Origin of the sequence: Brevibacillus sp. B_LB10_24 (assembly GCF_046036945.1) — a bacterium.
In the GTDB taxonomy this organism is placed as follows: Bacteria; Bacillota; Bacilli; order Brevibacillales; family Brevibacillaceae; genus Brevibacillus_C.
In genome coordinates this window covers 58,890-83,774 of record NZ_JBJQOQ010000005.1, presented here as the reverse complement: position 1 = coordinate 83,774, position 24,885 = coordinate 58,890, and the positions used below count along the sequence as shown (strand labels likewise).

At 52.0% G+C, this 24,885-nt stretch carries 24 protein-coding genes; 22 read left to right on the top strand and 2 right to left on the bottom strand.

The window, feature by feature from the left end:
• Nucleotides 1-7: 7 nt before the first annotated feature.
• The gene (gene murQ / locus ACI7RC_RS07100; protein WP_408107539.1) at nucleotides 8-925 is read left to right on the top strand and encodes an N-acetylmuramic acid 6-phosphate etherase; all 918 of its coding nucleotides are present in this window, start codon (nucleotides 8-10) and stop codon (nucleotides 923-925) included.
• A gap of 204 nt (nucleotides 926-1,129) precedes the next feature.
• On the opposite strand, the gene ACI7RC_RS07095 is transcribed toward murQ, so the two are convergent.
• Nucleotides 1,130-1,417, bottom strand: coding sequence for a 2Fe-2S iron-sulfur cluster-binding protein (locus ACI7RC_RS07095; RefSeq protein WP_408107538.1), 288 nt, complete (start codon nucleotides 1,415-1,417; stop codon nucleotides 1,130-1,132).
• A gap of 49 nt (nucleotides 1,418-1,466) precedes the next feature.
• Between ACI7RC_RS07095 and ACI7RC_RS07090 the strand changes: the two genes are divergently transcribed.
• The 14 genes from ACI7RC_RS07090 (at nucleotide 1,467) to ACI7RC_RS07025 (ending at nucleotide 15,015) form a co-directional block, all read left to right on the top strand.
• The gene (locus ACI7RC_RS07090; protein WP_408107537.1) at nucleotides 1,467-2,150 is read left to right on the top strand and encodes an NAD(P)-binding domain-containing protein; all 684 of its coding nucleotides are present in this window, start codon (nucleotides 1,467-1,469) and stop codon (nucleotides 2,148-2,150) included.
• Nucleotides 2,151-2,425: 275 nt separating this feature from the next.
• The gene (locus ACI7RC_RS07085; protein WP_408107536.1) at nucleotides 2,426-2,785 is read left to right on the top strand and encodes a Na-translocating system protein MpsC family protein; all 360 of its coding nucleotides are present in this window, start codon (nucleotides 2,426-2,428) and stop codon (nucleotides 2,783-2,785) included.
• A 340-nt stretch (nucleotides 2,786-3,125) separates the two neighbouring features.
• Nucleotides 3,126-4,166, top strand: coding sequence for a Nif3-like dinuclear metal center hexameric protein (locus ACI7RC_RS07080; protein ID WP_408107535.1), 1,041 nt, complete (start codon nucleotides 3,126-3,128; stop codon nucleotides 4,164-4,166).
• A gap of 30 nt (nucleotides 4,167-4,196) precedes the next feature.
• Nucleotides 4,197-5,285: an ABC transporter substrate-binding protein gene (locus tag ACI7RC_RS07075; protein WP_408107534.1), complete on the top strand. Its 1,089-nt coding sequence runs from the start codon at nucleotides 4,197-4,199 to the stop codon at nucleotides 5,283-5,285.
• 14 nt (nucleotides 5,286-5,299) lie between these two features.
• Nucleotides 5,300-6,079, top strand: coding sequence for an ABC transporter ATP-binding protein (locus tag ACI7RC_RS07070; protein WP_408107533.1), 780 nt, complete (start codon nucleotides 5,300-5,302; stop codon nucleotides 6,077-6,079).
• Nucleotides 6,060-6,950: an ABC transporter permease gene (locus tag ACI7RC_RS07065; protein ID WP_408107532.1), complete on the top strand. Its 891-nt coding sequence runs from the start codon at nucleotides 6,060-6,062 to the stop codon at nucleotides 6,948-6,950. The genes ACI7RC_RS07070 and ACI7RC_RS07065 overlap by 20 nt, the downstream gene beginning before the upstream one ends.
• Before the next feature lie 187 nt (nucleotides 6,951-7,137).
• Nucleotides 7,138-8,619 (top strand): hypothetical protein, encoded by a 1,482-nt coding sequence (locus ACI7RC_RS07060; RefSeq protein WP_408107531.1) that lies wholly within the window; start codon nucleotides 7,138-7,140, stop codon nucleotides 8,617-8,619.
• Nucleotides 8,620-8,715: 96 nt separating this feature from the next.
• Nucleotides 8,716-9,465: a creatininase family protein gene (locus ACI7RC_RS07055; protein WP_408107530.1), complete on the top strand. Its 750-nt coding sequence runs from the start codon at nucleotides 8,716-8,718 to the stop codon at nucleotides 9,463-9,465.
• Between the two features lies 1 nt (nucleotide 9,466).
• Nucleotides 9,467-10,873: a hypothetical protein gene (locus ACI7RC_RS07050; protein ID WP_408107529.1), complete on the top strand. Its 1,407-nt coding sequence runs from the start codon at nucleotides 9,467-9,469 to the stop codon at nucleotides 10,871-10,873.
• Nucleotides 10,874-10,992: 119 nt separating this feature from the next.
• On the top strand, nucleotides 10,993-11,703 hold the full coding sequence (locus ACI7RC_RS07045; RefSeq protein ID WP_408107528.1) for an iron-containing redox enzyme family protein: 711 nt from the start codon (nucleotides 10,993-10,995) through the stop codon (nucleotides 11,701-11,703).
• Nucleotides 11,704-11,807: 104 nt separating this feature from the next.
• Nucleotides 11,808-13,319, top strand: a complete 1,512-nt coding sequence (locus ACI7RC_RS07040) for an aldehyde dehydrogenase family protein (protein WP_408107527.1) — start codon at nucleotides 11,808-11,810, stop codon at nucleotides 13,317-13,319.
• The gene (locus ACI7RC_RS07035; RefSeq protein ID WP_408107526.1) at nucleotides 13,316-13,789 is read left to right on the top strand and encodes a GlcG/HbpS family heme-binding protein; all 474 of its coding nucleotides are present in this window, start codon (nucleotides 13,316-13,318) and stop codon (nucleotides 13,787-13,789) included. The genes ACI7RC_RS07040 and ACI7RC_RS07035 overlap by 4 nt, the downstream gene beginning before the upstream one ends.
• A gap of 200 nt (nucleotides 13,790-13,989) precedes the next feature.
• Entirely contained in the window at nucleotides 13,990-14,667 is a 678-nt protein-coding gene (locus tag ACI7RC_RS07030) for a GntR family transcriptional regulator (protein WP_408107525.1), read from the top strand.
• A gap of 48 nt (nucleotides 14,668-14,715) precedes the next feature.
• Nucleotides 14,716-15,015: a hypothetical protein gene (locus ACI7RC_RS07025; protein ID WP_408107524.1), complete on the top strand. Its 300-nt coding sequence runs from the start codon at nucleotides 14,716-14,718 to the stop codon at nucleotides 15,013-15,015.
• Between the two features lie 250 nt (nucleotides 15,016-15,265).
• Here the strand turns inward: ACI7RC_RS07025 and ACI7RC_RS07020 are convergent, their stop codons facing one another.
• Nucleotides 15,266-15,601 (bottom strand): 2Fe-2S iron-sulfur cluster-binding protein, encoded by a 336-nt coding sequence (locus tag ACI7RC_RS07020; RefSeq protein ID WP_408107523.1) that lies wholly within the window; start codon nucleotides 15,599-15,601, stop codon nucleotides 15,266-15,268.
• A gap of 128 nt (nucleotides 15,602-15,729) precedes the next feature.
• On the opposite strand from ACI7RC_RS07020, the gene nadX reads away from it, so the two are divergent.
• From nadX to ACI7RC_RS06985, 7 genes are all read left to right on the top strand, one after another.
• Nucleotides 15,730-16,539 carry an aspartate dehydrogenase gene (gene nadX / locus ACI7RC_RS07015; RefSeq protein ID WP_408107522.1) on the top strand — a complete coding sequence of 270 codons (810 nt, stop codon included), beginning with the start codon at nucleotides 15,730-15,732 and terminating at the stop codon, nucleotides 16,537-16,539.
• Nucleotides 16,540-16,860: 321 nt separating this feature from the next.
• The gene (gltB, locus tag ACI7RC_RS07010; protein WP_408107521.1) at nucleotides 16,861-21,465 is read left to right on the top strand and encodes a glutamate synthase large subunit; all 4,605 of its coding nucleotides are present in this window, start codon (nucleotides 16,861-16,863) and stop codon (nucleotides 21,463-21,465) included.
• A 128-nt stretch (nucleotides 21,466-21,593) separates the two neighbouring features.
• Nucleotides 21,594-21,983 (top strand): gamma-glutamylcyclotransferase family protein, encoded by a 390-nt coding sequence (locus ACI7RC_RS07005; RefSeq protein ID WP_408107520.1) that lies wholly within the window; start codon nucleotides 21,594-21,596, stop codon nucleotides 21,981-21,983.
• Between the two features lie 334 nt (nucleotides 21,984-22,317).
• Nucleotides 22,318-22,893: a TetR/AcrR family transcriptional regulator gene (locus ACI7RC_RS07000; RefSeq protein ID WP_408107519.1), complete on the top strand. Its 576-nt coding sequence runs from the start codon at nucleotides 22,318-22,320 to the stop codon at nucleotides 22,891-22,893.
• A gap of 34 nt (nucleotides 22,894-22,927) precedes the next feature.
• Nucleotides 22,928-23,275 (top strand): DMT family transporter, encoded by a 348-nt coding sequence (locus ACI7RC_RS06995; protein WP_408107518.1) that lies wholly within the window; start codon nucleotides 22,928-22,930, stop codon nucleotides 23,273-23,275.
• Nucleotides 23,275-23,589, top strand: a complete 315-nt coding sequence (locus ACI7RC_RS06990; RefSeq protein ID WP_019122310.1) for a DMT family transporter — start codon at nucleotides 23,275-23,277, stop codon at nucleotides 23,587-23,589. The genes ACI7RC_RS06995 and ACI7RC_RS06990 overlap by 1 nt, the downstream gene beginning before the upstream one ends.
• Nucleotides 23,590-23,617: 28 nt before the next feature.
• The gene (locus ACI7RC_RS06985) at nucleotides 23,618-24,718 is read left to right on the top strand and encodes a DmpA family aminopeptidase (RefSeq protein ID WP_408107517.1); all 1,101 of its coding nucleotides are present in this window, start codon (nucleotides 23,618-23,620) and stop codon (nucleotides 24,716-24,718) included.
• Nucleotides 24,719-24,885 lie beyond the last annotated feature (167 nt).

Below are 24,885 nucleotides of genomic sequence, written 5' to 3'. Positions count from 1 at the left end.
GGGATGCATGATCAATCATTTAAATGAACTGACAACAGAGATGAAACACAGCGGTTCAGCCAATCTGGATCAGTTGTCGACCTTAGAAATTGTGAAACTGATGAATGAAGAAGACAAAAAGGTCGCCCTTGCCGTCGAGCAAACCCTGGAACAGGTGGCCAAGGCCGTCGACCTGATTCACGCTGCCGTGGAAAAAGGAGGCAGGCTGCTTTACTTCGGCGCCGGCACTAGCGGCCGCCTCGGCATCCTGGATGCGGCGGAGTGCCCGCCGACCTTCGGGACGCCGCCCCACCTGGTGCAGGGAGTGATTGCCGGGGGACCCGCTGCCCTGATCCAGGCCGTCGAGGGAGCGGAAGACCTGGAGGAACTGGGAAAAGAGGATGTTCATAAATACGGCGTGTCGGCTAATGACGCCGTCGTCGGGATCGCAGCCAGCGGCCGCACCCCTTACGTGCTGGGCGCGCTAGCCGAGGCGAAAGCCAGAGGGGCTGCAACTATCTCGCTCTCTTGTAATCCTAGCGCTTTGATCGGTCAGGCTGCCGACGTCGCCATCAACGTGGTCACGGGACCGGAGGTGGTCACAGGCTCGACACGGCTCAAGGCAGGGACGGCACAGAAAATGGTACTCAATATGCTGACCACCGCCACGATGATCAAACTGGGGAAGGTATACGGCAACCTGATGGTCAACGTGCAGGCGACCAACTACAAGCTGAAAGAGCGGGTAAAGCGCATCGTCATGGAAGTGACCGGCGTCAGCTACGCCGAAGCGGAACGCCTGTCCGAAGCAGCTGGCGGAGACGCCCGGGTTGCGATTATCATGCAGAAGACCGGAGCAAGCGCGGAAGAGGCCGAGCGGCTGATGCAGCAGACGGGCGGCAGGATTCGCCAGGCGATTGCTCAGTTTGACAATTCGAAAGAATAGTTGGGCGGGGGAGACTTCCATATTTTACGCGATGGCGGAAGCTATGTTTAGTAGAAACACAGCTTCCGCCATTTTAGGTATTGGAAAGGAAAGGTCTGTGCTTCATCGTATTTTCCGCATAAAAGAACGCTATTTGATTCAAGGTCTTTTTTTCAAATAGCTATTTCATTTGCATTTGGTATACGATATACTAAAGTATACAAATTACTCTTCCTGCTCCAGCTCCAAATCCGCTGTGATAAACAGTTGACAGGTCAGCCGGTACCCTTGCTGCAGTTTGTCACCGAGCATCTTCACTTCCTTCCAATTCGGTTCAGACAGGTGTTCGGCCCCTTTGATGATCTTGCTGACGCATTTGGTACAGCGCCCCATGCCGCAGCCGTACTTGATGCCGGGAAACTGCTTGATTCCGGCCAGTACAACCAGGTTGGCGTTATCCTTGACTGTCTGCTCATGATGGAAGTCACCGCGGTGAAAGGTAATTTTAGGCATTTGCATACTCCTCCTGCTTTGATTTAATGGACTGAAAAGGGTGATGATTGTGAAGAATGACGTGGTTGCTATCATCGGCCTCGGCCAGCTCGGCGAGTTGCTCTCCAAAAGAGTACAAGCCTCCCGGCTGCTGCTGGTCAGTTCGGATGAACGGAAGTCGAGTCGTCTTGCAGCAGAGATCCCGCGCGCCGAACCGGGCAGCGAGAAGCGGCTGCACGAGGCTTCCGTTGTCGTCATGGCGCTACCCGCGCACACGCTGATTCCTTATTATGAGGCAGTCTCACAGCACTTGTCCCCTGGAACTCTGCTTGTAAATCCGGCCACACTTATGTCGACGGAGCAGCTTCGCAAGGATTGTCCTAAGCATACGTGGATCGGCATGAAGCTGCTTGGCAGCGTCAAGGAGCTCGGTACCGGCAAAAGAGGTATTTTGATCACCGACTCTCCTAGTTACCAAGAAATGCTGCAAGCTCTGTTCTCACCGTTGGGCAACGTGCTGGCCGGCGAAGAAGATTGGGTCGCCAACTGTAACCGGATCGCTGCCTATCACGCCTTGGAAGCCTGTCTTCGGATTGAAGCGGACATTCGCCGGCTGGGGATTCCCGAAGAACTGATTTACGCCGCACAAACCACGGTTGCAAAAGGCATCCTGCAGTCTTATCCTGACGGGACTCTCGGCCACTTCGGCAAAACGGTATTGGACCAGGTACTGGCGGATCGGCGGAATGCCTGAATCTTGCATCAATCAATTTTAGTATATTGTATACCAAATTCATATCTTTTGAAAGAGCATTTTACAGATGATAAGGGAAATTCCGTTCATCCCTTATCGAAGTCCTTGCAAAAAGCTCGATTTACAGGTAAACGCAGCAACCAGTTTCGCTATCTGGCCGTTTTTGATGAATAGACAAAAATGATGACTGAATATTCCGTTTCCGTGGCCGTAGCTCCTATGAGGCTGGGAAATGCTTGCAGCTGCTTTCAAGAATGACAAGGGAAGGGATGGGCATGCAAAAGCAATATCCAATTGGCGTGTTAAAGCAGGAGATTATTAAAATTTACAATTCCATCAACCAAGAGATTTTCGGAATCGGAATCAAATCGCAAAAAATCGAACTATCAGGTGACAAAGCTTATATTTTCGCTACCCATAAACGAATCCCGGCACTGAAGATTTTGGATGAGACCCATCGCAGCGTGACGGCAAATGTAGATGCCTTGGTAATGGAAGCAAACAAAAAAATGCTGAAGGAGCAGATCGAAAAAACACTTGGCTTGAAAGTGAAGCTGGTGCTGAAAGATTACGACCCGATAACTGAATTTTCTGGAACTGTTATTGTTTTTGAGGAGGAGTTTGTCGTTGCATGACGAAAAATGATATGGAGTCTTCTTGATTTCACCGTTTTGCGCGACAAATTACCGCGCAAGTTGTTCAGGTTTCGTTCAATCTGATATGTATGAGTCTAAGGAAGATTAGGGTGTGGATCCTTCCGTCTATCTGGAAAGAGATTCATTTCCTTTCCATTCCTTAGACAACACATAAGCAGGTGTTAAAGATCTCCGCATGGAGAGTTTTACAGCCGCTAATTGTGACATATCCGGGTATTCCAAGACCCGTATGTTCATGATGGCGGTTTTTTTGTTCTAGCGGTTTGGCGCTAGCCAATTTTTCATAAAGCCAAAACACAGTTTGGAAAGGAGAATAGTTATGTTCAACGTACAGACACAGACAGAGGTCAGGCATGTTTTGGAGGTGCTCAACACGATCTCAAGAGGTCGAATGGTCATGGATTGGGACGAGATTACTTCCGGTACAAATCCTTATGTGGTCATGAAAACCTCCAATATTCCCGGCAAAAATGTATTGGAGATTCCAGGGCTTATCTTTGGCAGCAAGCATAAACCTGTCAGGCGTATCGGCGTCGGGATGACCTTGACAGAGTCGATGATTGAGATGGCTTCGGCCATGGGGCTTGATTTGATCGTCGTGCACCATCCCGTAGCAGATGCGGCCAATTCAGGCGGGGTACCGTTTGCAGATTACCTGCCCCTGTACGATTTGGCCCTGATTGAGATGCACGAGGCTTTTCACGGACTTCACCCCGGGCTTACGCTGCTGCACGGGCATCGGAAGCTTTCGACCGATATTTCATTTTGCGGGCTGCCCGGAAATGTGCTGCATAAGGGTATTGCGCTGGAGGGGGTACATACAGCCGGCGACATCCTGGCGAGAATCGACAGCTGGATGGGAAAGGAGATCGATGCGGATTTATTGGAGGCGGAACGGGCGATTCGCGGGGAATCTACCTTGCAGGAGGCGACGCTGTCCAATCCGGTCAGGTTGCTTAGCGGTTCGGTTGATCAGCCCGTCAAGCACATTCTTCACTTTTTTCCGCATACGGGCTTTTCATTGGAGCATCTCGAAATCGCCCTGGGGATGTACCCGGAGACGGACACCATTATCGTAAGCATCAGCCGGGTGAGAGAGGATCATGAATTTGTGGAGCTTGCCAGGCGAAGGGGGCTGAATTTTATTGTCGGCAACCCGCATTCCGTTGAAATTTTGGAGAACGGGCTCCCGCTTGCCTTTGCCTTGGAGATGCTGCTTCCCGGCGTCGAGGTGTTCTTGCTCAGGGAACGCATTACGGCTGTTTCGCTTCACGATGTCGGCCATGCCAAGATGGTTGAATATGGCAGGGGGATGGCAGAGGCTTACTTGGTCAATGTGCCGTCTCGTGCCGTTCAATAAAACAAATATCATTTCTGGGAGGAAGTTGCCATGATGATGAGGAAACTGGCTGTTTGGTTGTTCTGTATGATGTTGGCGGCATTAGCAGCGGCTTGTGGGAACACGCCTGAGTCGAATCAGGCCAATACCCCTCCGGCTAATGCGCTCGCCGCCAACGCAAGCGGGGATACGGGGACAAAGTCCGGGACCCAGCCGGCAAGTCAAGGGGAAGTGGTAACGGTTAAATTTTCAGAGGTCATCCGTTCGATTTTTTATGCCCCGCATTATGTGGCGATACAAAAGGGCTTCTTTGCCGAGGAAGGGCTTGCGATCGACATGAATACCGCTCAAGGCTCGGATAAGGGCGCCGCCGCATTGATCGCCGGGACGGCAGACATCTCGCTGGTTGGACCGGAAACGGCGATCTATATTTTCAACCAGGAAGGGGACAAAAAAATCAAAATCTTCCATCAATTGACGATGAAGGACGGCTCGTTCCTGCTCTCCAGGGAAAAGCTGGATCACTTCAAATTGAGCGATTTGGCGGGCAAAACGGTTATCGGCTGGAGGCCGGGCAGTGCTCCGCAAATGGTATTAAACTCGCAGCTGCAAAAAGATAGAGTGACGGATGTAAAGGTGATCACCAACCTTGCCTCCCCGGCAATGGCCGGCGCCTTTATGAGCGGCCAGGGGGATTTTATTCAACTGTACGAGCCGGTGGCTTCCAAGCTGGAGAAGGACGGCGTTGCCCACTATGTGGCTTCCATGGGCGAAGTATTCGGTTCGTTCCCGGAAACCTCCTATGTGGCGACTGCAGATTTTATTAAACAGCATCCTGAGATCATTCAGAAGTTTGTAAATGCGGTTGCCAAAGGAACAAAATGGATTCAAACAGCCAGCGATGAAGAAATTGCCGCCGCTTTGATGCCGTTCTTTGAAGGAACGCCAAAGGAATTGATCATTCAATCGGTTGCCCGCTACAAAAATCAGGGTACTTGGGCACCTGTTCCGGAGTTGACGGCTGAAAGCTTTGCAACGCTCCAAAATGTACTGATAGAAAATGGCGTATTAAAGCCGGAGGAAAAAATAGCCAACATGGATGACGTGGCAGATATGAGCTTTGTGAAAAATCTTAAGTAAGGAGGTATGAGCCGATGTCGCAAATTGAATTAAGAGGCGTGTGCTTAAGCTATTTCACTTTGAAGCAGGAAACGGAAGCGCTGCGGGATATTCATTTCACGATTCAACCCGGAGAATTCATCAGTATTGTAGGACCGAGCGGCTGCGGCAAAAGCACGCTGCTCTCCCTGATCTCCGGGATGGTGAAGCCGACGAAGGGGAGGGTGATGATCGACGGGCAGGAGGTGTCTGGCACCTCCCCCAAAGTGGGATATATGCTGCAGCAGGACCATTTGTTCGAATGGCGGGATATCTTGAGCAACCTGATGGTGGGAGCGGAAATTCGCAGGATGGACCTTCAGCGGGCAAAGCGAAAAGCGCTTGAGCTGATGGAGCGCTACGGGTTGGGCGGCTTTGAGCATCATAGTCCGGCCCAACTGTCCGGGGGGATGCGCCAACGAGTGGCGCTCATCCGTACGCTTGTGACCGAGCCGGACATCATGCTGTTGGATGAACCGTTCTCGGCCCTTGATTACCAGACACGTTTGACGCTTGCTGATGAGATCGTCCGGATTATTAAAGAGCAGGGCAAGACCGCGATTCTCGTTACCCACGATATATCCGAGGCGATCAGCATGGCCGACCGGGTGATGGTCATGTCCAAAAGGCCAAGTACGATTTCATCTGTCCATACGATGCAATTTAGTGCAGAAGAGGAGCTCTCCCCGTGGAAAAAGAGAGAAGCCAGCCGATATCATACGTACTTTAACGCTATTTGGAAGGAGTTGCAGGGCCATGTCGTCTCTACCGGCTAGAGAAGCGTCAACTTCAGTTGCAGAACCGCGTACAGAACAGCAGTCGGCAGCTTCCATCAACAGCAGCCGCAACATGCCATCGTCCCGTTACACTGAGTATTTGCGAACCCAAAAAAGAAAACTGTGGCTGATCCGCTTGTCCCGGATTGGAGTGCTGCTCCTCTTCCTTGCCGTATGGGAGCTGGCCGCCTCAAAGCAATGGGTGAATCCGATGCTGACAAGCAGGCCCTCCAGCATCGTGACGTCTTTTCAGGAGCTCGCGCTTGAAGGGGAGTTATTCCGGCATACGTGGATTACTACTTGGGAAACGATCATCGGCATTGTCGTTTCCATGGCGCTCGGAACGCTGATCGCTGTCGTTTTCTGGTGGTCGAACTTTGCAGCAAAGGTGCTGGAGCCTTATGTTGTCGTGTTAAACGCCCTTCCCAAGGTAGCACTAGGCCCGATCTTCTATATCTGGCTTGGCGACCGTTATTCCATATACGGCATGGCCGTAGCCATCTCCATTATTGTGACGATCATCATGATTGAGAGCGGATTTAAAGAGATCAGCAAAACCAAACTCAAGCTGATGGAATCGTTCGGGGCTACCCGTACACAGATGCTGACGATGGTGCTCTTGCCGGCGAGTTTGCCGAATTTCATTGCCACCTTAAAGGTAAATGTCGGCTTGACCTTAGTCGGCGTGATTATGGGAGAGTTTCTCTCGTCAAAGGCGGGACTTGGTTATTTGATCACGTATGGAGGCCAGGTGTTCCAGATGAACATGGTGATGGTCAGTATTGCCATCCTGGGCCTGCTGTCGATTGTTCTGTATGGTTTGGTGGATCTGTTAGGTCGATATGCCCTGAAAAACTTTCATTATGAGTAGGCTGGAAAAACAACCCTTCTTTCACGAATTTGAAAGAAGGGTTGCTTTTTCAATAAATACATAGATATTTCTAAATTTTAATTCAAAAATTGTATACCAAATACCAAATGAAGTGTGGTACAATTCTGTTCATCCTGATAAATCATTATCAGATAAGTGTTAAAATTTTAAACAGGGAGGGCTTTACTTGGAGCATGTCCAACTAACTTCGGCACACTGGTATTTTTTACTGATTATTGTCACGATTTTTGCCTTTATGATTTTTAGACGTGACATTGTTTTGCCTTCGATTATCGGTATCTTTGGATTAGGCCTTTTTGCTGGAACGGGCAACGGATTCCTGAATACGGTGATTAACGGAATGCAAGTGGTGTTTAAGGCGTTATTGAATTCAGCAGTGGAACTATTTGATATCATGCTGGTAATTGCCTTGATGGTAGCGATGTTAAAATCATTACAGAAGTCAGGCGCAGATGTGTTGATGGTTGCACAAGTGAAAAAATTAATGGTAAATCGATGGGCAGCTTTCTTTGTTTTAGGTATCACAATATATATCGCTGCTACGTTTTTCTGGCCTACACCGGCGGTTGCGTTGGTCGGTACCGTGTTGGTTCCGATCGCGATGCAAGTTGGCTTGCCGGCAATGGGGGCGGCAGTAGCTGTTAATCTGTTCGGACATGGAATGGCTTTATCCGGAGATCTGGTGATTCAAGGAGCAGCTCGTTTAACGGCCAAAGCTGCCGGATTGGACATTTCACAAATCCTGCCCTATACAGCATTTTTTTCTCTTACGGTAGGTTTCATAGCGATTGCCATTTCTTTCTATACGATTCGTCGAGACATGAAGAATGGTATTTTACAGGAATCGAAAAAAGCTGAAAACTTTACCGCCAAAATTAGCAAGGAACAGATCATGGCGAAGGAAGAAATCGCGACGGCAAGTGATGGTTACGGTGGACAGGAAAAAATAGGGAAGCTTGCGAAATTATTCGCAGTATTAGTTCCTTTGGTCTTGCTCGCTATCGTCATCTTGTTCATTTACCGTGCCATATTTGATCCTGCTCATGCGATTAAAGGAGGAGCGGCTACTGCATTATTAGGAGGAGTTGCTGTTATCCTGTTAATCCTGTCCACTTTTTCACATGAAAAGGGAAAAGCAATCGAAGAGATTGTCACCCATTTACGGGAAGGGTTCTTCTTTGCCGTGAAAATTTTTGCTCCCATCATCCCCATTGCAGCGTTTTTCTTACTCGGACATCCAGATCATGCAGCAAAGGTATTAGGGGAAGGCTCGACGGGATACTTATATGATTTAGGTACGGAACTTGGCCAATATATTGGTGGAAACCACTTCATTTTAACGTTTGGAATCGTCTTCATCGCATTAATAACGGGTTTGGAAGGTTCCGGATTTGCCGGATTGCCGCTAGTCGGCGCTTTGTCTGCTTCACTTGGTACGTCAGCTCATGCAGATGTAGCAGTGCTTGCATCGCTTGGACAAGTTGCAACTATCTTTGCAGGCGGAGGAACGATAACCGCCTGGGCGTTTGGAGTGGTTGCTGACTGTGGTATTGCAGGCGTGAAGCCGGCCGATCTTGTAAGAAGAAATCTTATCCCGACCATGGCTGGGTTATTTGTATCCTGTATTATCGCAATTTTCTTAATGTAACACCCGATGGATAGGGGTGACTTTTGGTTAATATTGGTATACAATGTACAATGAACCAAACTCCGAATCAATAAAGAGTAGAAGGGAGCCCCGATTATGCCTGCATCCTATCTATTAACTCAAATGACCTGGCCCGAAATAGAAGAAGCGCTGCAGACGGTGAAAATTGCCGTGATTCCGCTGGGCGCACATGAACAGCACGGGCCGCACATGGTCGAAAGCTGTGACGCCGTGCTTGCGGAGGAGATGGGCAAGCGGCTGGCTGAGAAGCTTTTTCCGGAAGCGGTTTTGACCCCTACCATCAATATGGGGGTCTCTTCCCACCATCTTCATTTTCCAGGCACCATCTCCTTGGAGCCGTCGACATTAATAGCGCTGCTCCGCGATATGATCAGATCGTTGAAAGAGCATGGTATCAAAAAATTTCTCGTATTAAATTCACATGGGGGCAATCAAGCTACGCTTGGCGTAGCGGCTGATACTCTTACCAGAGAGCTCGGCGTTGATTTTTACTACGCCAAAACGACCGCCTCCGCAAAGGATGTGATGGATCGGCGCATTGAATCAAAGCTGTACGGCCACAGCTGCGATCGCGAGGTTTCCGAAGCGCTCTATCTGGCGCCGTGGCTGGTGCGCCAGGAAAAGCTGGCCAAGGGTGAGATCCAGGAGGGCGGAAGATGGCAGAAGCTGCGGCCGGGAAATCCGCTGCAAGGCTTTTATTACTATGAAGAGATGACGCGTAACGGAAACCTGGGAGATGCGAGGAAAGCCAGCCGCGAGATGGGGGAAGAGATCGTGGAAACCGCACTTGAACGCTTGACAAAGGCCGTGAAAGACGTGTTGTAGGATGAGACTGCCAACCTTATTTCTAACCGCTATCGTCGCCTATCTCTGCAACTCATTGCACCCGAGCGTTTTGCTGGACTGGCTGATCGCCATCGTCAGCTTGTTCATAGTCATTTCGGTATTTCGGTTAGCCAAGCGATTTGTACAGATCCTGGGCAGCCTCATGCTGGCTGTCGGCATCGCGCTGCTTGTGCTCTACGGCGCACCTTGGCAAAGCTACATCCTCGGCTTTGGCAGGATGCTTAATATTTTGAGCTTATTTGCCCTCATACCGCTCATCGTGATTCCGATTGAGCTGGGACGTTACGCCGTTCGTGTACAGGCGATCATTCAGCAGAACGTGAAGCATCCCGGCTTGTTGTACGCCATTACGTCGTTTATGTCCTTCGTATCCAGTTCCTTTATGAATCTTGCCGCGCTTCCGATGATGTACCAGACGATGCGTCCTTCCGTGGAGCTGTATCCGATTAGCGAGAAGGAACGGTTTTTGAGCCGATCCATTACGCACGGTTTCAGTATGCCGACCATGTGGACGCCAGTGACGCCAATTGTGGGCATTGTTGTGGAAATTACCGGAGTGAAATGGAGCCATATTTTGCCGATCGTGATTCCCTTTAGTTTGCTGGGCATTGTGGTGGACTGCCTGATGGCGTTTGCGGTCGCCAAACGCAGGCAAAAGCAGCTCGCCCAATCGTCGATTAGTGAAACGGCTGCGGCGCATGAAAGTACGGGGGAAAGCGAAACGCGGAGGACAGCAACGGAAAAGGGGGGGCATCCGGTTCACATCCTGGCGGCGATCTTGATCTTCAATGGGCTGATATCGGTATTGGACAGCACAGCCCATGTCGGTTTCCTGCTGATTGTTACGTTGATCGTCATTCCATACGCCTTCGTCTGGTCTTTATTGCTCGGCCAAGGCAGGGCGTTTCTTCAATCGGCAAGAAAAAAGCTCCCGGAGCAACTTCTTCGCATGAAGGAGCAGTTTTTTATCTTTTTGAGTGCCGGCTATATGATTTCAGCGATTCAAAGCACCGGTGCCGGCCATGTCGTCAATGAATCGCTGTTGATGGTAAAAAATGCGGTGGGAGCGGATGTCTTTATCCTGATGATTCCCCTGATTCCATTTGCGCTGGCTTTTCTCGGGCTGCAGCCCGCAGTTGCGCTCGCGCTGACTGCTGAGTCGATGAACCCGCAAGCGCTGGGAGTATCCATAGAATTAATGGCGATTGCGATGCTGACTGGTGCGGCAGCGGCTTTCTTAATGGGGCCGTATAATGCGACAGTAGCGATGATGGCAAGCTTGACCAAGAAAAGCTCGTATAAGCTGTCCCGTTGGAATGCCCCGTTTACGATCACGTTCCTCTTGATGTCGATGCTGTTGCTGATTATTTTGAAAATTGCGGGTTGACAAACAAGTACAAGGCAGAGATAATAAACTCAGATCGAATTTTGGTATACAATATACCGAAAACTAAAGTAGCGTGTGTGCTACAAATCATGATCTTATTTTGAGAGGAGAGTTTTCAGATGACCCAAACCGCTACCAAAGCTGCCTTGATGAACAAAGAGGAATTTCGTCACGCACTGGAACAGGCGATTGAAGGCAATGCAGTGGCCAAAGCGCCATTCACGACCATGTGGGCAAACGGTGAATTGAAGAAAGAGCATTTTGCCAGATGGGTAGAGCAGCATTATGCTTACGTCGGCCCGTTTGCGGAGTATTTGGCTTACGTGTATGCCAACTGCCCGCATGAGGACGCGAGAGACTTTTTGCTTCAAAACATGTGGGAGGAAGAGCTTGGCGGCGACCGCCATACCGAACTTCTGATCCGGTTTGGGGAAGCTTGCGGCACGACGCGGGAGCGGATTGTTTCGATGAAGCATTTGCTGCCGGAAACGATCGGCCTGCAATCCTGGTGTTACCGAATGGCATTTAGAGAAAATTTCCTGTACGCGACAGCCGCTCTTGTCGTCGGGTTAGAATCGCAAGTGCCTGCGATCTACCGCAGACAGACGCCAACCCTTCGCGAGCATTACGGATTCACCGATGAGGAAGTGGAATTTTTCGACCTGCACATCGTGTCTGACGAAATCCACGGCGAGCGCGGTTATCAAATCGTCTTGGAATATGCGAGAACACCGGAAGAGCAGCAGCGCTGCATCCAAATCGTTGAAGAAGCGACCAAGATGCGCAGAATGTACATCGCCGCCATTTCACGCGAATTTTGCGGGAAGTAGCAAATCGGGTAATGGGCTGTGCAAAGCCCATATAACGAAAAACTGCTCCGCGGTCGCGAAATGGGTTTTGCCAAAACGTTGCATTGCACGGAAAGGAGATTCACATGGCGGTTGAAACGGCAGTACAGACCTTCAAAAACTTGATTAACGGAGAATGGGTAGAGTCAGTAAGCAAGGAGACCTTCGACAGCAGGAATCCGGCCCTTTCGACAGAGGTTGTCGCGCGTTTCCAGGCCTCCGTAGAAGAGGATGTACGGCAAGCGATTGAAGCGGCTCAGCAAGCCTTCTTGTCTTGGCGCGCTGTTTCACCCAGCAAACGGGCGGAAATCCTGTACAAAGCGGCCGATTTGCTGGAAGCGGGCATTGAGCAGTACGCAGCGGAACTGACCCGCGAGGAGGGCAAAACGCTGGCGAGCAGCCGGATGGAAGTGAAACGTTCCGTACAGACGCTGCGCTATTACGCTTCGGAGGGGTTGAACGTCTCTGGCGTTACTTTGCCTTCGGACGATCCGACCGTCTTTGTTTACACGAAAAAAGAACCGCTTGGTGTCGTAGCTGTCATCACGCCCTGGAACTTCCCGATTTCCATTCCTGTACGCAAAATCGCACCCGCTCTCGCGACGGGCAATACAGTGGTTTTCAAGCCGGCATCGGACACTCCGCTCATCGCTTACCGTTTGGTAGAAGCGCTGCACCATGCGGGTTTGCCGGCAGGCGTCATCAACTTTGTAACCGGCTCGGCCGCGAAAATCGGGAAACCGCTGGTCACCCACCCGGCAGTCAAGGCGGTCACCTTTACCGGCTCGACAGCGGCCGGAGAGCAAATCAGCCAATCCGTGCGCCTCTCCACCCGCGTTCAGCTTGAACTGGGCGGCAAAAACCCGCTGATTGTGTTGGAGGATGCCGACCTCGAGCAAGCGGCCGAGCTGGCGATTAAAGGCGGCTTCGAACTGACCGGACAAGCCTGCACGGGAACCAGCAGGGTAATCGTCATGGATGAAGTGCACGATCGGTTCGTCGATGCGTTAGTCGTGAAGACAAAGGCGCTGAAGGTCGGCAGCGGGTTGAGCGAGGGCGTTGAGATTGGTCCGCTGGCAAATGAAAGCCAATTGACGAACGTACTGTCGTACATCGAGCTCGGCATAGCGGAAGGCGCAAAGCTGGTTTTTGGCGGGGAGCAGCTCCGCGAAGGTGATTACGCGAACGGGTACTATGTAAGTCCGGCTATTTTTACCGATGTAAGGCCAGGGATGCGCATTGCCCGGGAGGAAATTTTCGGCCCTGTGATTTCCGTCATTCGCGCAGGCAGCTGCCAGGAGGCGGTGGAGATTGCCAATGATGTTGATTTCGGATTATCCGCCGCGATCTGTACGGCTGATGCCAACCGGGTGCAATATTTTATTGACCACATACAATCCGGAGTCGTAAAGGTAAATCGGCCGACAACGGGCAATGCGCTGAACGCCCCGTTTGGCGGCGTAAAGATGTCCAGCACGGCGACTTACCGGGAATCCGGGCGGGCAGCGCTAGATTTTTACCTGCAGGAAAAAACCGTTTACTACGGAACAAAAAAAACAATGCCTAATCCATATTCAGATACGGAGGGCCTTCGATGAAATCGGTTCTAAGATTGGAATTGGAAGAAGCAAAAGCAATGATCGAAGCGGCAAAGAAAGCCGCTGAGAACGTTGGCGTGTTGGAGACGATCTGCATCGTTGACGATGGCGGCTGCATCATTGCGCTGGAGCGTATGAACGGCGCGCGCATTACAGGCCCGGAGATCGCGATAGCCAAAGCATTTACGGCAAGCGGGCATAAACGCTCGACCCATTTGTTCAATCAACCGGGCGGTCCGGCGACAACGACAGGCGAAGCATTCGGGATTCATGTGATGATGCCAGGCAAATTTGCCATATTCGTAGGCGGTTTCCCGATCGTCGTGAACGGCGAGGTCGTTGGCGGTGTCGGTGTCAGCGGCGGCAATGGCGAACAAGACACCGTGGTAGGAACCGCCGCGCTCAAAGCGTTGCAGGAATACCTGGGCGATGCTTACGAAGTAATGACACAAGCAGATATCAAGAAGTGAAAAAAGGTACTGCCGGTTCTCTGTTGAATTGCGCTCGTCAGCCTGCTGTCCAGGAGAAAGATAAGCATCACCCGATTAGCAACGGATGATGGAGCTCCTGTACTCGGCCGACTGTTCTCCTTCGGTACGACCTCCAGTACATTGATTGTTGTAAGATTATCGATTACACTAAGGAAAAACAACAATCGGAGGTATACCATATGCCGAAGACACCAATTATTTGGAAAGACGAAGAACTGAGTCCCATTCGCGATAAAGTATATCAATATATCAAGCAGTCGATTATGCAAGGTGTCTATAAATCGGGAGAGCGAATCATTGAGCGTGAGCTTGCAGATCAATTGAACGTAAGCCGGACGCCGATCCGGGAAGCCTTGTTCCGCCTGGAATCACAGGGATTTGTAAAAACGCTTCCGCGAAAAGGGGTAGTCGTATCCAAACTGTCGCCGGAGGAAGTGATCGAGATTTTCACGATTTTGTCCGCCCTGCAAAGTCTGGCGATGAAGCTGGCCGCGCAGAAGGCCACAGCCGCTCAGCGCGAAGAGCTTACACAAATCATTGAAGAAATCGATCACGCGCTGGCCCAGCCTAATTTTGAACAGGAGCACTGGCATTTTCATTTTAAAATTAACGATGTCATCTGCCAGGCGACACAGAGCCCCCGCCTGACACAGATGCTGGATGGATTGTCCGATTATATTCGCGCGTTTGTGCATCTGGGTTACGAGCTGCCGGGCCGGATGCGCAAAGCGATGGAGGAGAATCGCGACCTGGCACGAGCAGTTCGCGACGGAGAAGCGGAGTTGGCGGAATATTTCACGAAAATCCACGTGGAAAATGCCAAAAGGGCTTATTTGGAGGCCTTAGACAAAGAATAAAAGAAGTATAGATGTTTGTGTAAAATTCATGGGTGGAGGGGTTTATCGATGAGCGTATACGTTTTAATGACGACAACCGAACGTTACCGCACCGTTACCGACAATCCCGACTTGGAGAAGATCGTTGATTATGAGTACCACTTCTTCGGGAAGAAGAAATCGACCTTCTCGGTATGCAAAATTAAAAACCCGGATACAAGAATTACCATTCAAGGCGTGGCAGAAGTATTTCCGGATAACAGCATCCCGCTGAAGGTGTTTCCGAAATTCGAGTCGATCGAGGACATTGAGAAGGAAATCTACGAATTGGACCAAGATGAAGAAAATAAAATCATCAAGGTGCAGTGAGCGGCGTTTTTTGGATCGGGCTGTACGCAAGTCAGGTAAGGCTTGCGGCACAGCCTTTTTTTAACGGGTAAAGCTTCGTCAGTCTCAACGGTTAACTATCTTTTGTTCGCCGAAGAATCTTTATTTACTAATTTATGATGCCTAACCCGGAAAAATCAAAATGCAGGCAATAGAAAAGAGAGGCTCTCCCGGGCAGTTACATCAGTAAATCCGCCTGGTGAGACAGCCTCTCGATTTTCGTATCTTCTGACTATTTCGCTGCATTGATGCGCCTTTCCGCGATTTTTTTCAGGCGTTCGAGATCTTCCTCGCCCCATGCCACGGTTACGTCCCCGGTAATGAAGGTTTGGCAGGCGAGCCGGTAGCCTTCCTTGATTTTTTCCTCTCCAAGTCTGTCTACTTCCTTCTTCATCACCTTGCTGAGATTCTCATGACCTGACACAATGCGTACTTTGCAGGTCCCGCACAGACCTCCGCCGCATTTATAGGGGACAGAGCCTTCATATCGGATGGACGTTCTTAACAAATTCGTGTCTTTATCAATTTCAATGATTTTACCCGAGGTTTGAAAAGTAACAGATGGCATTAAGTATCCCTCCCGTTCGGTATAGGATAAATATACCACACAAACTTGGTTTATGGTATACCAAATGCAACTTTATTTTGGTATGATACGAGTATGGAATCAAATGACAGCTGACGGTGGAGGGGTTTATGTTAAAGGTTGGAATCATAGGATTTGGTACGATTGGCGAAGATGTGGCGGAAGCGATCAAACAAGGAAAGGCAGGGGCGGCAAAGCTGGTCTCCGTTTTGGTTCGGGATGTATCCAAATATGACAACGCGACGAAGGACGATACATCCGTGCTGACAGATAAGGTGGAAGAATTCTTTGCACAGCGTCCGGATGTAGTCGTTGAGAGTGCCGGCCATGAGGCTGTCAGAAAATACGGACCGCTTGCGCTGACGCAGGGAGCCGATCTCATTGTGGTAAGTGTGGGGGCGTTTGCTGATGACCAGCTGTTGCATCAAATCAAAGCCAGGGCAGCGGAAAGCGGCAGCAAAGTCTTCATTCCCTCGGCGGCAATAGGCGGATTGGACCGCATAGCTGCGGGTAGTGTAGGGGAAATGGACGAGGTCACGCTGATTACCCGCAAGCCTCCGCAGGCCTGGTACGGTACGTTTATTGAACAGCAGGTGGACCTCGCGGGATTGACGGAGCCTTATCTGGCGTTTGATGGAGTTGCCAGGGATTCGGCGCGGCAGTTTCCGGAGAGCGTCAATGTATCGGCTGCGTTAAGCCTTGCCGGTATTGGCTTCGATAAGACAAAGGTCAAGGTATGGGTGGATCCAGCGATCACCCAAAATACGCATGAGATCGTAGCAAGCGGGAGGTTTGGGAGAATTCAGCTGCAAATCCAGAACACTCCGTCTGCGAGAAACCCCAAGACAGGCTACATCGTGGCCATGAGCGTAGTGAAAACGTTGCGTGACCGGACATCTTCCCTTGTCATCGGTCATTAATCCATGCTGGCGTCTTCGTCTCCTGCAAGCTGACACTGATCCCAACAGTGTCAGCTTATTTTTTGCATCAGACGGCAGGAAATCATAACCAATTCTATGGTAAAATCCTCCACACATCTCATAATGAGATTAATTTTATCTCATTTATATATTGTTTGCATGAATCGGCTCATCTACAATAAAACCATACTTTTCGAAGCACGAACAAACACATTGCCAAGCCTTATTCCCTGCCATAGATATAGACGGAATATTCAGCGGACAGCTGACCGAGGCAGGTTCGTCGCATCAGGAAAACACATGGAGAAGGAGTGGATTGCCATGACCATGAAAGGACTGCCGCAAAAACAGGGACTTTACGATCCGGCCTACGAACACGATGCCTGTGGAATTGGCTTTATTGCCAACCTGAAAGCAAAAGCGTCTCATAAAATCGTCGCCAGCGGGTTGGAGATTCTTCGCCGCCTGGAGCATCGCGGCGGCCAGGGAAGCGATCCCGAGACGGGGGACGGAGCCGGCATCATGACGCTGATCCCCCATAAACTGCTGCAAAAAGCGTGCAAAGAGTTGAAAATCAAGCTTCCGGCTGCGGGTAAATACGGCGTCGGCATGCTCTTCCTGCCGAGGGATGAACAGCGCCGGGCCGCTTATGAACAGCAATTGGAGAAGTGGGTTCAGGCAGAAGGGCAGACTTTGCTCGGCTGGCGGACGGTGCCAACCGATCCATCCAAACTAGGCAAAACGGCCTTGGCCAGCCAGCCGTTCATTCGCCAGCTCTTCATCGGGGCCAGTGACGATCTGCAGGACGCTGACGATTTTGAACGGAAGCTGTACATGATCCGCAAACAAATGGAACGTGCCGCCGGGGAAGATTTTTATGCGGTATCTTTCTCCAGCCGCACCATCGTTTACAAGGGACTGCTGACCCCTGAGCAGTTGGATGCCTACTATCTGGACTTGCAGGACCCGGCTTTTGCGTCTACTTTCTCTATGGTCCATTCCCGATACAGCACCAATACGTTTCCTACCTGGGAGCGGGCTCATCCCAATCGCTATCTGATTCACAACGGGGAGATCAACACCCTGCAGGGCAACATCAACTGGATGATGGCCCGGGAGAAGATGTTCCAATCCAAAGTGTTCGGGGCAGAGCTTGAAAAAGTACTGCCGGTCATCGATCTGCAGGGCAGCGATTCAGCCATTTTGGACAATTGCGTCGAGTTCTTTACACTGGCCGGCCGCTCCTTGCCGCATGTAGCGATGATGATGATCCCGGAACCGTGGGACAGGGACGAACAGATGGACGAAGCCAAAAAGGCGTTTTACGAATACCACAGCGCTTTAATGGAGCCTTGGGACGGACCGACTGCCATCGCCTTTACGGACGGCAGGCAGATCGGAGCTATCCTCGACCGCAATGGGCTGCGTCCCGCCAGATACTACCTGACCTCTGATGATACCATTGTCTTCTCGTCCGAGGTAGGGGTCTTGGATATTCCGGAAGATAAAATCCTCCAGAAAGGCCGTCTCAGTCCGGGTCGGATGCTGCTCGTCGACCTGGACGAAGGGCGAATCGTCTCGGACGAGGAAATCAAGCAGCAGATCGCTGCGGCACAGCCGTACCAGGACTGGGTAAGCGAGAATCTGCTCAGCCTGGACCATCTGCCGCAGGCAGCGCCGGAAAAAGACCTGCAGGGCGCGGGACTGCTCGCCCGGCAAAAGGCGTTTGGCTATACCCAGGAAGAAGTAAACAAGATCATCGCGCCGATGGTATGGGAGCAAAAGGACCCGATCGGTTCCATGGGCATCGATATGCCGCTGGCCGTACTGTCTGATCGCCCCAAGCTCTTGTACAACTACTTCAAGCAGTCGTTTGCACAAGTGACCAATCCGCCGATTGACGCGATTCGCGAAGCGTGCGTCACATCGACGATCAGCTTTCTCGGGGCGGAAGGAAACCTGCTCGAACCCGGCGCCGCCAATTGCAGCCGGCTCCGGTTGGCGATGCCGCTGATCTCCAATGAAGAATTGGCCCGGTTGAGACAAAGTCCATACGAGCGGTACCAGGCAATCACCCTGCCGATGGTATTTCCCGCAGACGGCAAGACGGGAGCGCTTGAGCAGTCGCTTGACCGGCTGTTCGCAGCGGCAGATGAAGCGATAGCCTCGGGTTACACGCTGTTGATCCTGTCTGATCGCATGATGGACCAGGAGCGGGCGGCGATCCCGGCCCTGCTGGCAGCAAGCGGACTGCATCACCACCTGGTCCGCACGGGAACGCGGACCAAGGCCAGCATTATCGTGGAGTCCGGCGAGCCGCGCGACGTACATCAATTTGCCATGCTGATCGGCTATGGAGCTGATGTGGTCAATCCTTATCTGGCGATCGACACCGTCCGTGAGCTTGTCCGGGAAAAATCCTACGGCGAACTGCGTATGGAAGAAGCCGTACGCGCTTACCTGCGAACTTCCGTGGAAGGCGTCGTCAAAGTGATGTCCAAGATGGGGATCTCCACCATCCAGAGTTATCGCGGGGCGCAAATTTTTGAATCGGTCGGGATCGCGCCCGAGGTGATTGACCGTTATTTCACCCGGACGCCGGCCCCGATCGGCGGCATCACCCTCGACGTAATCGCGGAAGAGACCGCGATGCGGCACGCCAAAGCGTTTTTGCCGGAACATCGGGAAGAGGCCCTGGAGCACGGCAGCGAGTTTCAATTCAGGCGGGACGGGGAGTTTCACCTGTTTAACCCGAAGACGGTTCACGCGCTGCAAAAAGCCTGCCGGGAAGGGGATTACGAGCAGTATAAGCTGTATTCCGAGATGGTAAACGAACAGCAGCTCGTCTTTTTGCGCCATCTGCTCGATTTCCAGCCCAACCGCAAACCGGTGCCGATCACCGAGGTCGAGTCGGTCGATTCCATCGTCCGCCGCTTTAAAACGGGTGCGATGTCGTACGGTTCCCTCAGCAAGGAAGCGCACGAAACGCTCGCGATCGCCATGAACCGGCTGGGCGGCAAGAGCAACAGCGGCGAAGGCGGAGAAGATCCGCAGCGCTACATCACGGATGAAAACGGCGATCTCAGACGAAGCGCCATCAAGCAGGTGGCCTCGGGACGATTTGGCGTTTCCAGCCACTACCTGGTCAATGCGACTGAAATCCAGATCAAAATGGCGCAGGGGGCCAAACCCGGAGAAGGAGGCCAGCTCCCCGGAAACAAGGTGTATCCCTGGATTGCCGAAGTGCGCGGTTCTACGCCAGGCGTAGGGCTGATCTCGCCGCCGCCGCACCATGACATCTACTCGATTGAAGACCTGGCACAGCTGATCTTCGATCTGAAAAATGCCAATCCGCGCGCCCGCATCAGCGTCAAGCTGGTCGCCAAAACAGGCGTAGGGACGATCGCCGCCGGCGTAGCCAAAGGCCTGGCCGACGTGATCGTCATCAGTGGACACGACGGCGGTACCGGCGCTTCGCCGAAGTCCAGCATCAAGCATGCCGGCATGCCGTGGGAACTGGGTCTGGCTGAAACCCACCAGACGCTCATGCTCAACCAGCTGCGCGATCGGGTCGTACTGGAAGCGGACGGCAAAATGATGACCGGCCGCGACGTAGTGGTTGCCGCTCTGCTCGGTGCCGAAGAATTCGGCTTTGCCACGGCGCCGCTGGTGTCCGTCGGCTGTGTGATGGCCCGGGTTTGCCACCTGGATACCTGCCCGGTCGGAGTGGCCACGCAAAATCCGGACCTGCGCAAGAAGTTCAAGGGAGATCCGCAGCACACGGTCAACTTCATGCGTTTCGTTGCCCGTGAAGTGCGCGAAATCATGGCACAGCTCGGATTTCACACGATGGAGGAAATGATCGGCCAAAGCGATGTGCTGAAGATGAGCGACAAGGCAAGCGGACACTGGAAAGCCAAATACGTAGATTTGACTCCGCTTCTGCATCAACCGGCTGTACCGGAGGAAACGGGAAGATTCCACCAGCGTTCCCAAGACCACAAATTGGAAAAAACGCTGGATCGCCAAAAGCTGATCAATATCTGCCGATCGGCTATTGAAGGTCACGGAAAGGTGGAAGCGACACTGCCGATCCGAAACGCCGACCGGGTAACCGGGACGATTTTGGGCAGTGAAGTAACCAAGCGCTTCGGCGAGCACGGCATGCCGGAAGATACGATTCAGCTGCGCTTCCAGGGGTCTGCCGGACAAAGCTTTGGCGCGTTTGTACCAAGAGGCGTCACGCTCCGGCTGGAAGGAGATGCGAATGACTACGTTGGAAAAGGTCTGTCCGGCGGAAAAATGATCCTTTATCCATCCGGGCGCAGCGCCTTCGCTCCGGAGGAGAACATCATCATCGGCAACGTCGCTTTTTACGGGGCAACAGCCGGCGAAGCGTACATCAACGGGATGGCCGGCGAGCGCTTCTGCGTCCGCAACAGCGGTGTTACGGCAGTCGTCGAGGGAGTCGGCGACCACGGCTGCGAGTACATGACGGGAGGACGCGTCGTGATCCTCGGACGCGTCGGCAAAAACTTCGCAGCGGGCATGTCTGGCGGCACCGCTTACGTACTCGCAGAGGACAAAGACCAGTTTTCGGCTCTGTACAATCCGGAAATGGTGCTGCTGGAGGGGTTGGAAGACAAGCGCGAGATCAAAGAAGTCAAGCAGCTGATCGAGAAGCACTTCGCGTACACTGGCAGTCCGTTGGCCGAAAAGCTGCTGGCCAATTGGGGGCAGACGGTAACGAAGTTCGTCAAAGTCATCCCTAAAGATTACAAAGAGATCGTCCAAACCATTGAAGATCTGGAAAAAACAGGGGTAAAACGTCAGGAGGCCATCCTGATTGCCTTTGAGCGAAGCCAGAAAAAAGAGCAGGGAAAAACAGCGAAGAAAACGTCGCCAGAGAAAGTGGCGGCACGGTAAACAAAAGAAACGAGGGCAGACCGGCAGTGAAAGGGGAGTCAGGGACAACTGGCTCTCGCTTTAGCCGGTCTGTTCCTGTTACCGTCATTTGGAATATAATGAGTGATCATGGACAAAAGGGTGAGGCGATGATATGGGTTTTTGTTTACGGGACTCTCTTGCCTGGAGAAAGCAATCATCACGTTGTAAAACCGTACCTGGTGCAATCGCAGCCGGGGCGAGTCCGGGGCCGGCTCTACGACATTGGCGCTTATCCCGCGCTCGTTCTGGATGAACAAGCGGACTGGGTAGAAGGAGAATGGCATTGTATCCGTGAAGAGGGACTGAGGGACCTCGATGAGTTGGAAGGGTACACGGGGGAAGCCCATAACCGTGAGTACGAAAGAGTATGGATTCAAGATGGGGAAGCGGATCGTTCGGGCTGGGTCTACGTATATGGCGATTCCCGAGGATATCCGCCCATTCCTGAAGGATCGTGGCGCCACTGGCGGAAGCAGAAAGAAAGCCTGCCAAAGTGATGTGCTGGAAAAACATTTGCTTCCTTTTGTGGCTGAAACCGCATTCGATTCGTTTCATTCAGAAATAGAGACAGTAAGACAAATCGTTAGTCAAAAATCCTCTTTTCAGCAAAAGGCGAGTGATGTCTTCCACAACGATTGTAACTGGCAGAATGTCTTAGTAGACAAAAACAGTGATAACGCAGCAGACAGCAGCAGAGTCTGGTGCGTTTCTTATTTCCTCATTTCCTGAACTTCCAGAGATAACGAGGGATTGCATGAGGGATACCTTCGTTTGACATGAACAAGGAAATGTGAAATAATGTCCCTAACGACCGTTAGGTAGGGGGATTCTATGACCGCTAACCGCATCAAGGAAGTTGCGCTGACACACTTTGCCGAGCATGGATATGAAGGCGCCTCTCTGGCACATATCGCCGATGAAGTCGGGATTAAAAAGCCATCCATATACGCACACTTTAAGGGGAAAGACGACCTTTTTTTGCATGTGATCCGCGATGTCGCCGGCAGCGAGTTAAGCTTTGTGACAAAGTATTTCCGAGATTGCGACGGAAAATCCCTGCCAGGTTTCTTGCATGACTTGATCTGGCAGTACAAGGAACGCTATGAGCGCAGTGACCGGATCAAATTTTGGATGAGGATGATGTACTTTCCGCCTGTTCCTCTGGAGGCGGCGGTCATGGAGCTGGTGTATCAGTACTTGGATCACATGGAGCTGCTGCTCGAACCAGTCTTCAAACAGGCTGCAGAGCGCGGCGAAATTTCCTATGCCGGTCCGCAGCGGGCCGCTATCGCGTTTATGTGCATGTTGGACGGCGTCCTGGTCGAATTGCTGTACGGCGGCCCGGAGCGCTTTGACAGAAGGTTTGAGGCTTCATGGGACATATACTGGCGCGGAATTACGAGATAAATACGTAAGCGTTGGATGAAGGAGAGAGGGAAACGTGAATCGGGAATGGCTAAAAGTATTGATTGCCGCATTATTTGAGGTGTTCTGGGTCATCGGCTTGAAGCACGCTGCGACGCCATGGGCATGGCTGGGAACGGCTGTGTCCATTCTTGTCAGCTTCTACTTGATGATCGCAGCCAGCAGTAAGCTTCCGGTCGGTACGGTTTACGCTGTGTTCGTCGGACTGGGTACAGCGGGAACGGTGTTTGCCGAGTTAGTCTTTTTTGGAGAGCCCTTTAAAATCATGAAGGTCCTGTTGATCCTCTTGCTCTTGGCTGGAGTGATCGGCCTCAAGCTGGTGACGAAAGAGAAAGATCCGGGGACAAAAGGAGCTGAGTCGTAATGGCATGGGTTTCGCTGATCTTGGCGGGATTGTTCGAAATGTTTTCCGTCGGGATGATCAACAAGCTGCATCACGACAAGTCATGGCAGGCGCTGGCTTTGATGATCGGCGGATTTACCGCCAGCTTTGTCTTCCTGGCGATCGCGATGAAATCCTTGTCGATGGGAACGGCTTACGCTGTCTGGACAGGGATTGGCGCTTCGGGAGGCGCTCTGTTGGGCATGTTCTTTTACGGAGAGTCGAAAGACTGGCGGCGGGTTCTGTTCATCTGTATGGTGCTTGCTTCGGCTGTCGGTTTGAAGCTGATCTCCTAGGTTTTCAGGAAGAAGAGGGGGAGTCGTTATGGGGAAAAAACGGGCGCGCGAACTCGGCCTGCCCTTTCCGGGAGAGACGGGCAGGTACAACGCGATTACTGATGTTCCCGGGGTAGAAGTGGGATACACGACCTTGGTCCAGGGGGAAGGCCCGGTAAAAATCGGTTCCGGGCCGATCCGCACCGGAGTGACGGCGATTTTGCCGCGGGGCAGACAAGCGAAGATGCAGCCGATCTGGGCGGGGTTTTACGCACTCAACGGCAACGGCGAAATGACCGGGGTTCACTGGATCAACGATGCCGGTTACTTTGTCAGCCCGATCTGCATTACCAATACCCACTCGGTCGGGATCGCCCATCACGCGGTAACCGGTTGGATGATTCAGCAGTACCGGGAACAGTTTTCCGATGGCCATTTCTGGGCCATGCCGGTCGTAGCCGAGACGTATGACGGTTCGCTCAATGACATCAACGGCCGGCATATCCGGGAGGAACACGTCTTGTCTGCGATCGAGGCCGCCAAGTCCGGTCCCGTGGCAGAAGGAAACGTCGGCGGCGGAACCGGAATGATCTGCTATGAGTTTAAAGGGGGGACCGGTACCTCTTCACGCGTGGTGAACATCGACGGGGAGACCTACCACGTCGGCGCATTGATCCAGGCTAACCACGGCTTGCGCGAATGGCTGACGGTCCTCGGTGTTCCAGTCGGGAAACATCTCACGGAAAACACGCTGTACACGAATGAACGCGGCTCCATCATCGTCGTCATCGGAACCGATCTTCCGCTGCTGCCTCACCAACTGCGGCGGGTTGCCAAACGGGCGGCGATTGGAATCGGAAGGGGCGGCACGCCGGGCGGCAACAGTTCGGGTGACATTTTCCTTGCGTTCTCCGTCGCCAATCCAATGGATATACCGCAAGAGTCGAGCAAAAAGCTCGCGATGGAATACCTCAATGATGAGGTGTTTGATCCGATCTACGAAGCGGCCTGCCAGGCAGTTGACGAATCCGTGGTCAACGCCATGCTGGCGGCGGAAACCATGTCCTTGGTAAAACCGTACGGAGAAAAGGTACATGCGATCGATCACGAAAAATTGCTCGAAGTGATGCGAATGTACAACCGCATCTGAAAAGACGGTCAGCTGCCTGTTGATGCGGGCAGCTGTTTGTGCAGCTAAATGTGACCTATTTTGTCATTCCCCTCTTTTTAAACGTCGCATCAGATGCCGCCCTATAAAAGGCGAATAACATTGCATTTGGCCAGACAATGAGTTATGATAGTACCGAAAATTCGCAA

Excerpts from the sequence above, each read along its gene's own strand:
- ACI7RC_RS07000 (WP_408107519.1), top strand. The coding sequence starts at position 22,318 with ATGACCGCTAACCGCATCAAGGAAGTTGCGCTGACACACTTTGCCGAG.
- ACI7RC_RS06990 (WP_019122310.1), top strand. The coding sequence starts at position 23,275 with ATGGCATGGGTTTCGCTGATCTTGGCGGGATTGTTCGAAATGTTTTCC.
- ACI7RC_RS07070 (WP_408107533.1), top strand. The coding sequence starts at position 5,300 with ATGTCGCAAATTGAATTAAGAGGCGTGTGCTTAAGCTATTTCACTTTG.
- ACI7RC_RS07035 (WP_408107526.1), top strand. The coding sequence starts at position 13,316 with ATGAAATCGGTTCTAAGATTGGAATTGGAAGAAGCAAAAGCAATGATC.
- ACI7RC_RS07055 (WP_408107530.1), top strand. The coding sequence starts at position 8,716 with ATGCCTGCATCCTATCTATTAACTCAAATGACCTGGCCCGAAATAGAA.
- ACI7RC_RS07040 (WP_408107527.1), top strand. The coding sequence starts at position 11,808 with ATGGCGGTTGAAACGGCAGTACAGACCTTCAAAAACTTGATTAACGGA.
- ACI7RC_RS07005 (WP_408107520.1), top strand. The coding sequence starts at position 21,594 with ATGATATGGGTTTTTGTTTACGGGACTCTCTTGCCTGGAGAAAGCAAT.
- ACI7RC_RS07095 (WP_408107538.1), bottom strand. The coding sequence starts at position 1,417 with ATGCCTAAAATTACCTTTCACCGCGGTGACTTCCATCATGAGCAGACA.
- ACI7RC_RS07050 (WP_408107529.1), top strand. The coding sequence starts at position 9,467 with ATGAGACTGCCAACCTTATTTCTAACCGCTATCGTCGCCTATCTCTGC.
- ACI7RC_RS07020 (WP_408107523.1), bottom strand. The coding sequence starts at position 15,601 with ATGCCATCTGTTACTTTTCAAACCTCGGGTAAAATCATTGAAATTGAT.
- ACI7RC_RS07065 (WP_408107532.1), top strand. The coding sequence starts at position 6,060 with ATGTCGTCTCTACCGGCTAGAGAAGCGTCAACTTCAGTTGCAGAACCG.
- ACI7RC_RS07030 (WP_408107525.1), top strand. The coding sequence starts at position 13,990 with ATGCCGAAGACACCAATTATTTGGAAAGACGAAGAACTGAGTCCCATT.
- ACI7RC_RS07080 (WP_408107535.1), top strand. The coding sequence starts at position 3,126 with ATGTTCAACGTACAGACACAGACAGAGGTCAGGCATGTTTTGGAGGTG.
- ACI7RC_RS06985 (WP_408107517.1), top strand. The coding sequence starts at position 23,618 with ATGGGGAAAAAACGGGCGCGCGAACTCGGCCTGCCCTTTCCGGGAGAG.
- gltB (WP_408107521.1), top strand. The coding sequence starts at position 16,861 with ATGACCATGAAAGGACTGCCGCAAAAACAGGGACTTTACGATCCGGCC.
- ACI7RC_RS07085 (WP_408107536.1), top strand. The coding sequence starts at position 2,426 with ATGCAAAAGCAATATCCAATTGGCGTGTTAAAGCAGGAGATTATTAAA.
- ACI7RC_RS07025 (WP_408107524.1), top strand. The coding sequence starts at position 14,716 with ATGAGCGTATACGTTTTAATGACGACAACCGAACGTTACCGCACCGTT.
- nadX (WP_408107522.1), top strand. The coding sequence starts at position 15,730 with ATGTTAAAGGTTGGAATCATAGGATTTGGTACGATTGGCGAAGATGTG.
- ACI7RC_RS07075 (WP_408107534.1), top strand. The coding sequence starts at position 4,197 with ATGATGATGAGGAAACTGGCTGTTTGGTTGTTCTGTATGATGTTGGCG.
- ACI7RC_RS07045 (WP_408107528.1), top strand. The coding sequence starts at position 10,993 with ATGACCCAAACCGCTACCAAAGCTGCCTTGATGAACAAAGAGGAATTT.
- murQ (WP_408107539.1), top strand. The coding sequence starts at position 8 with ATGATCAATCATTTAAATGAACTGACAACAGAGATGAAACACAGCGGT.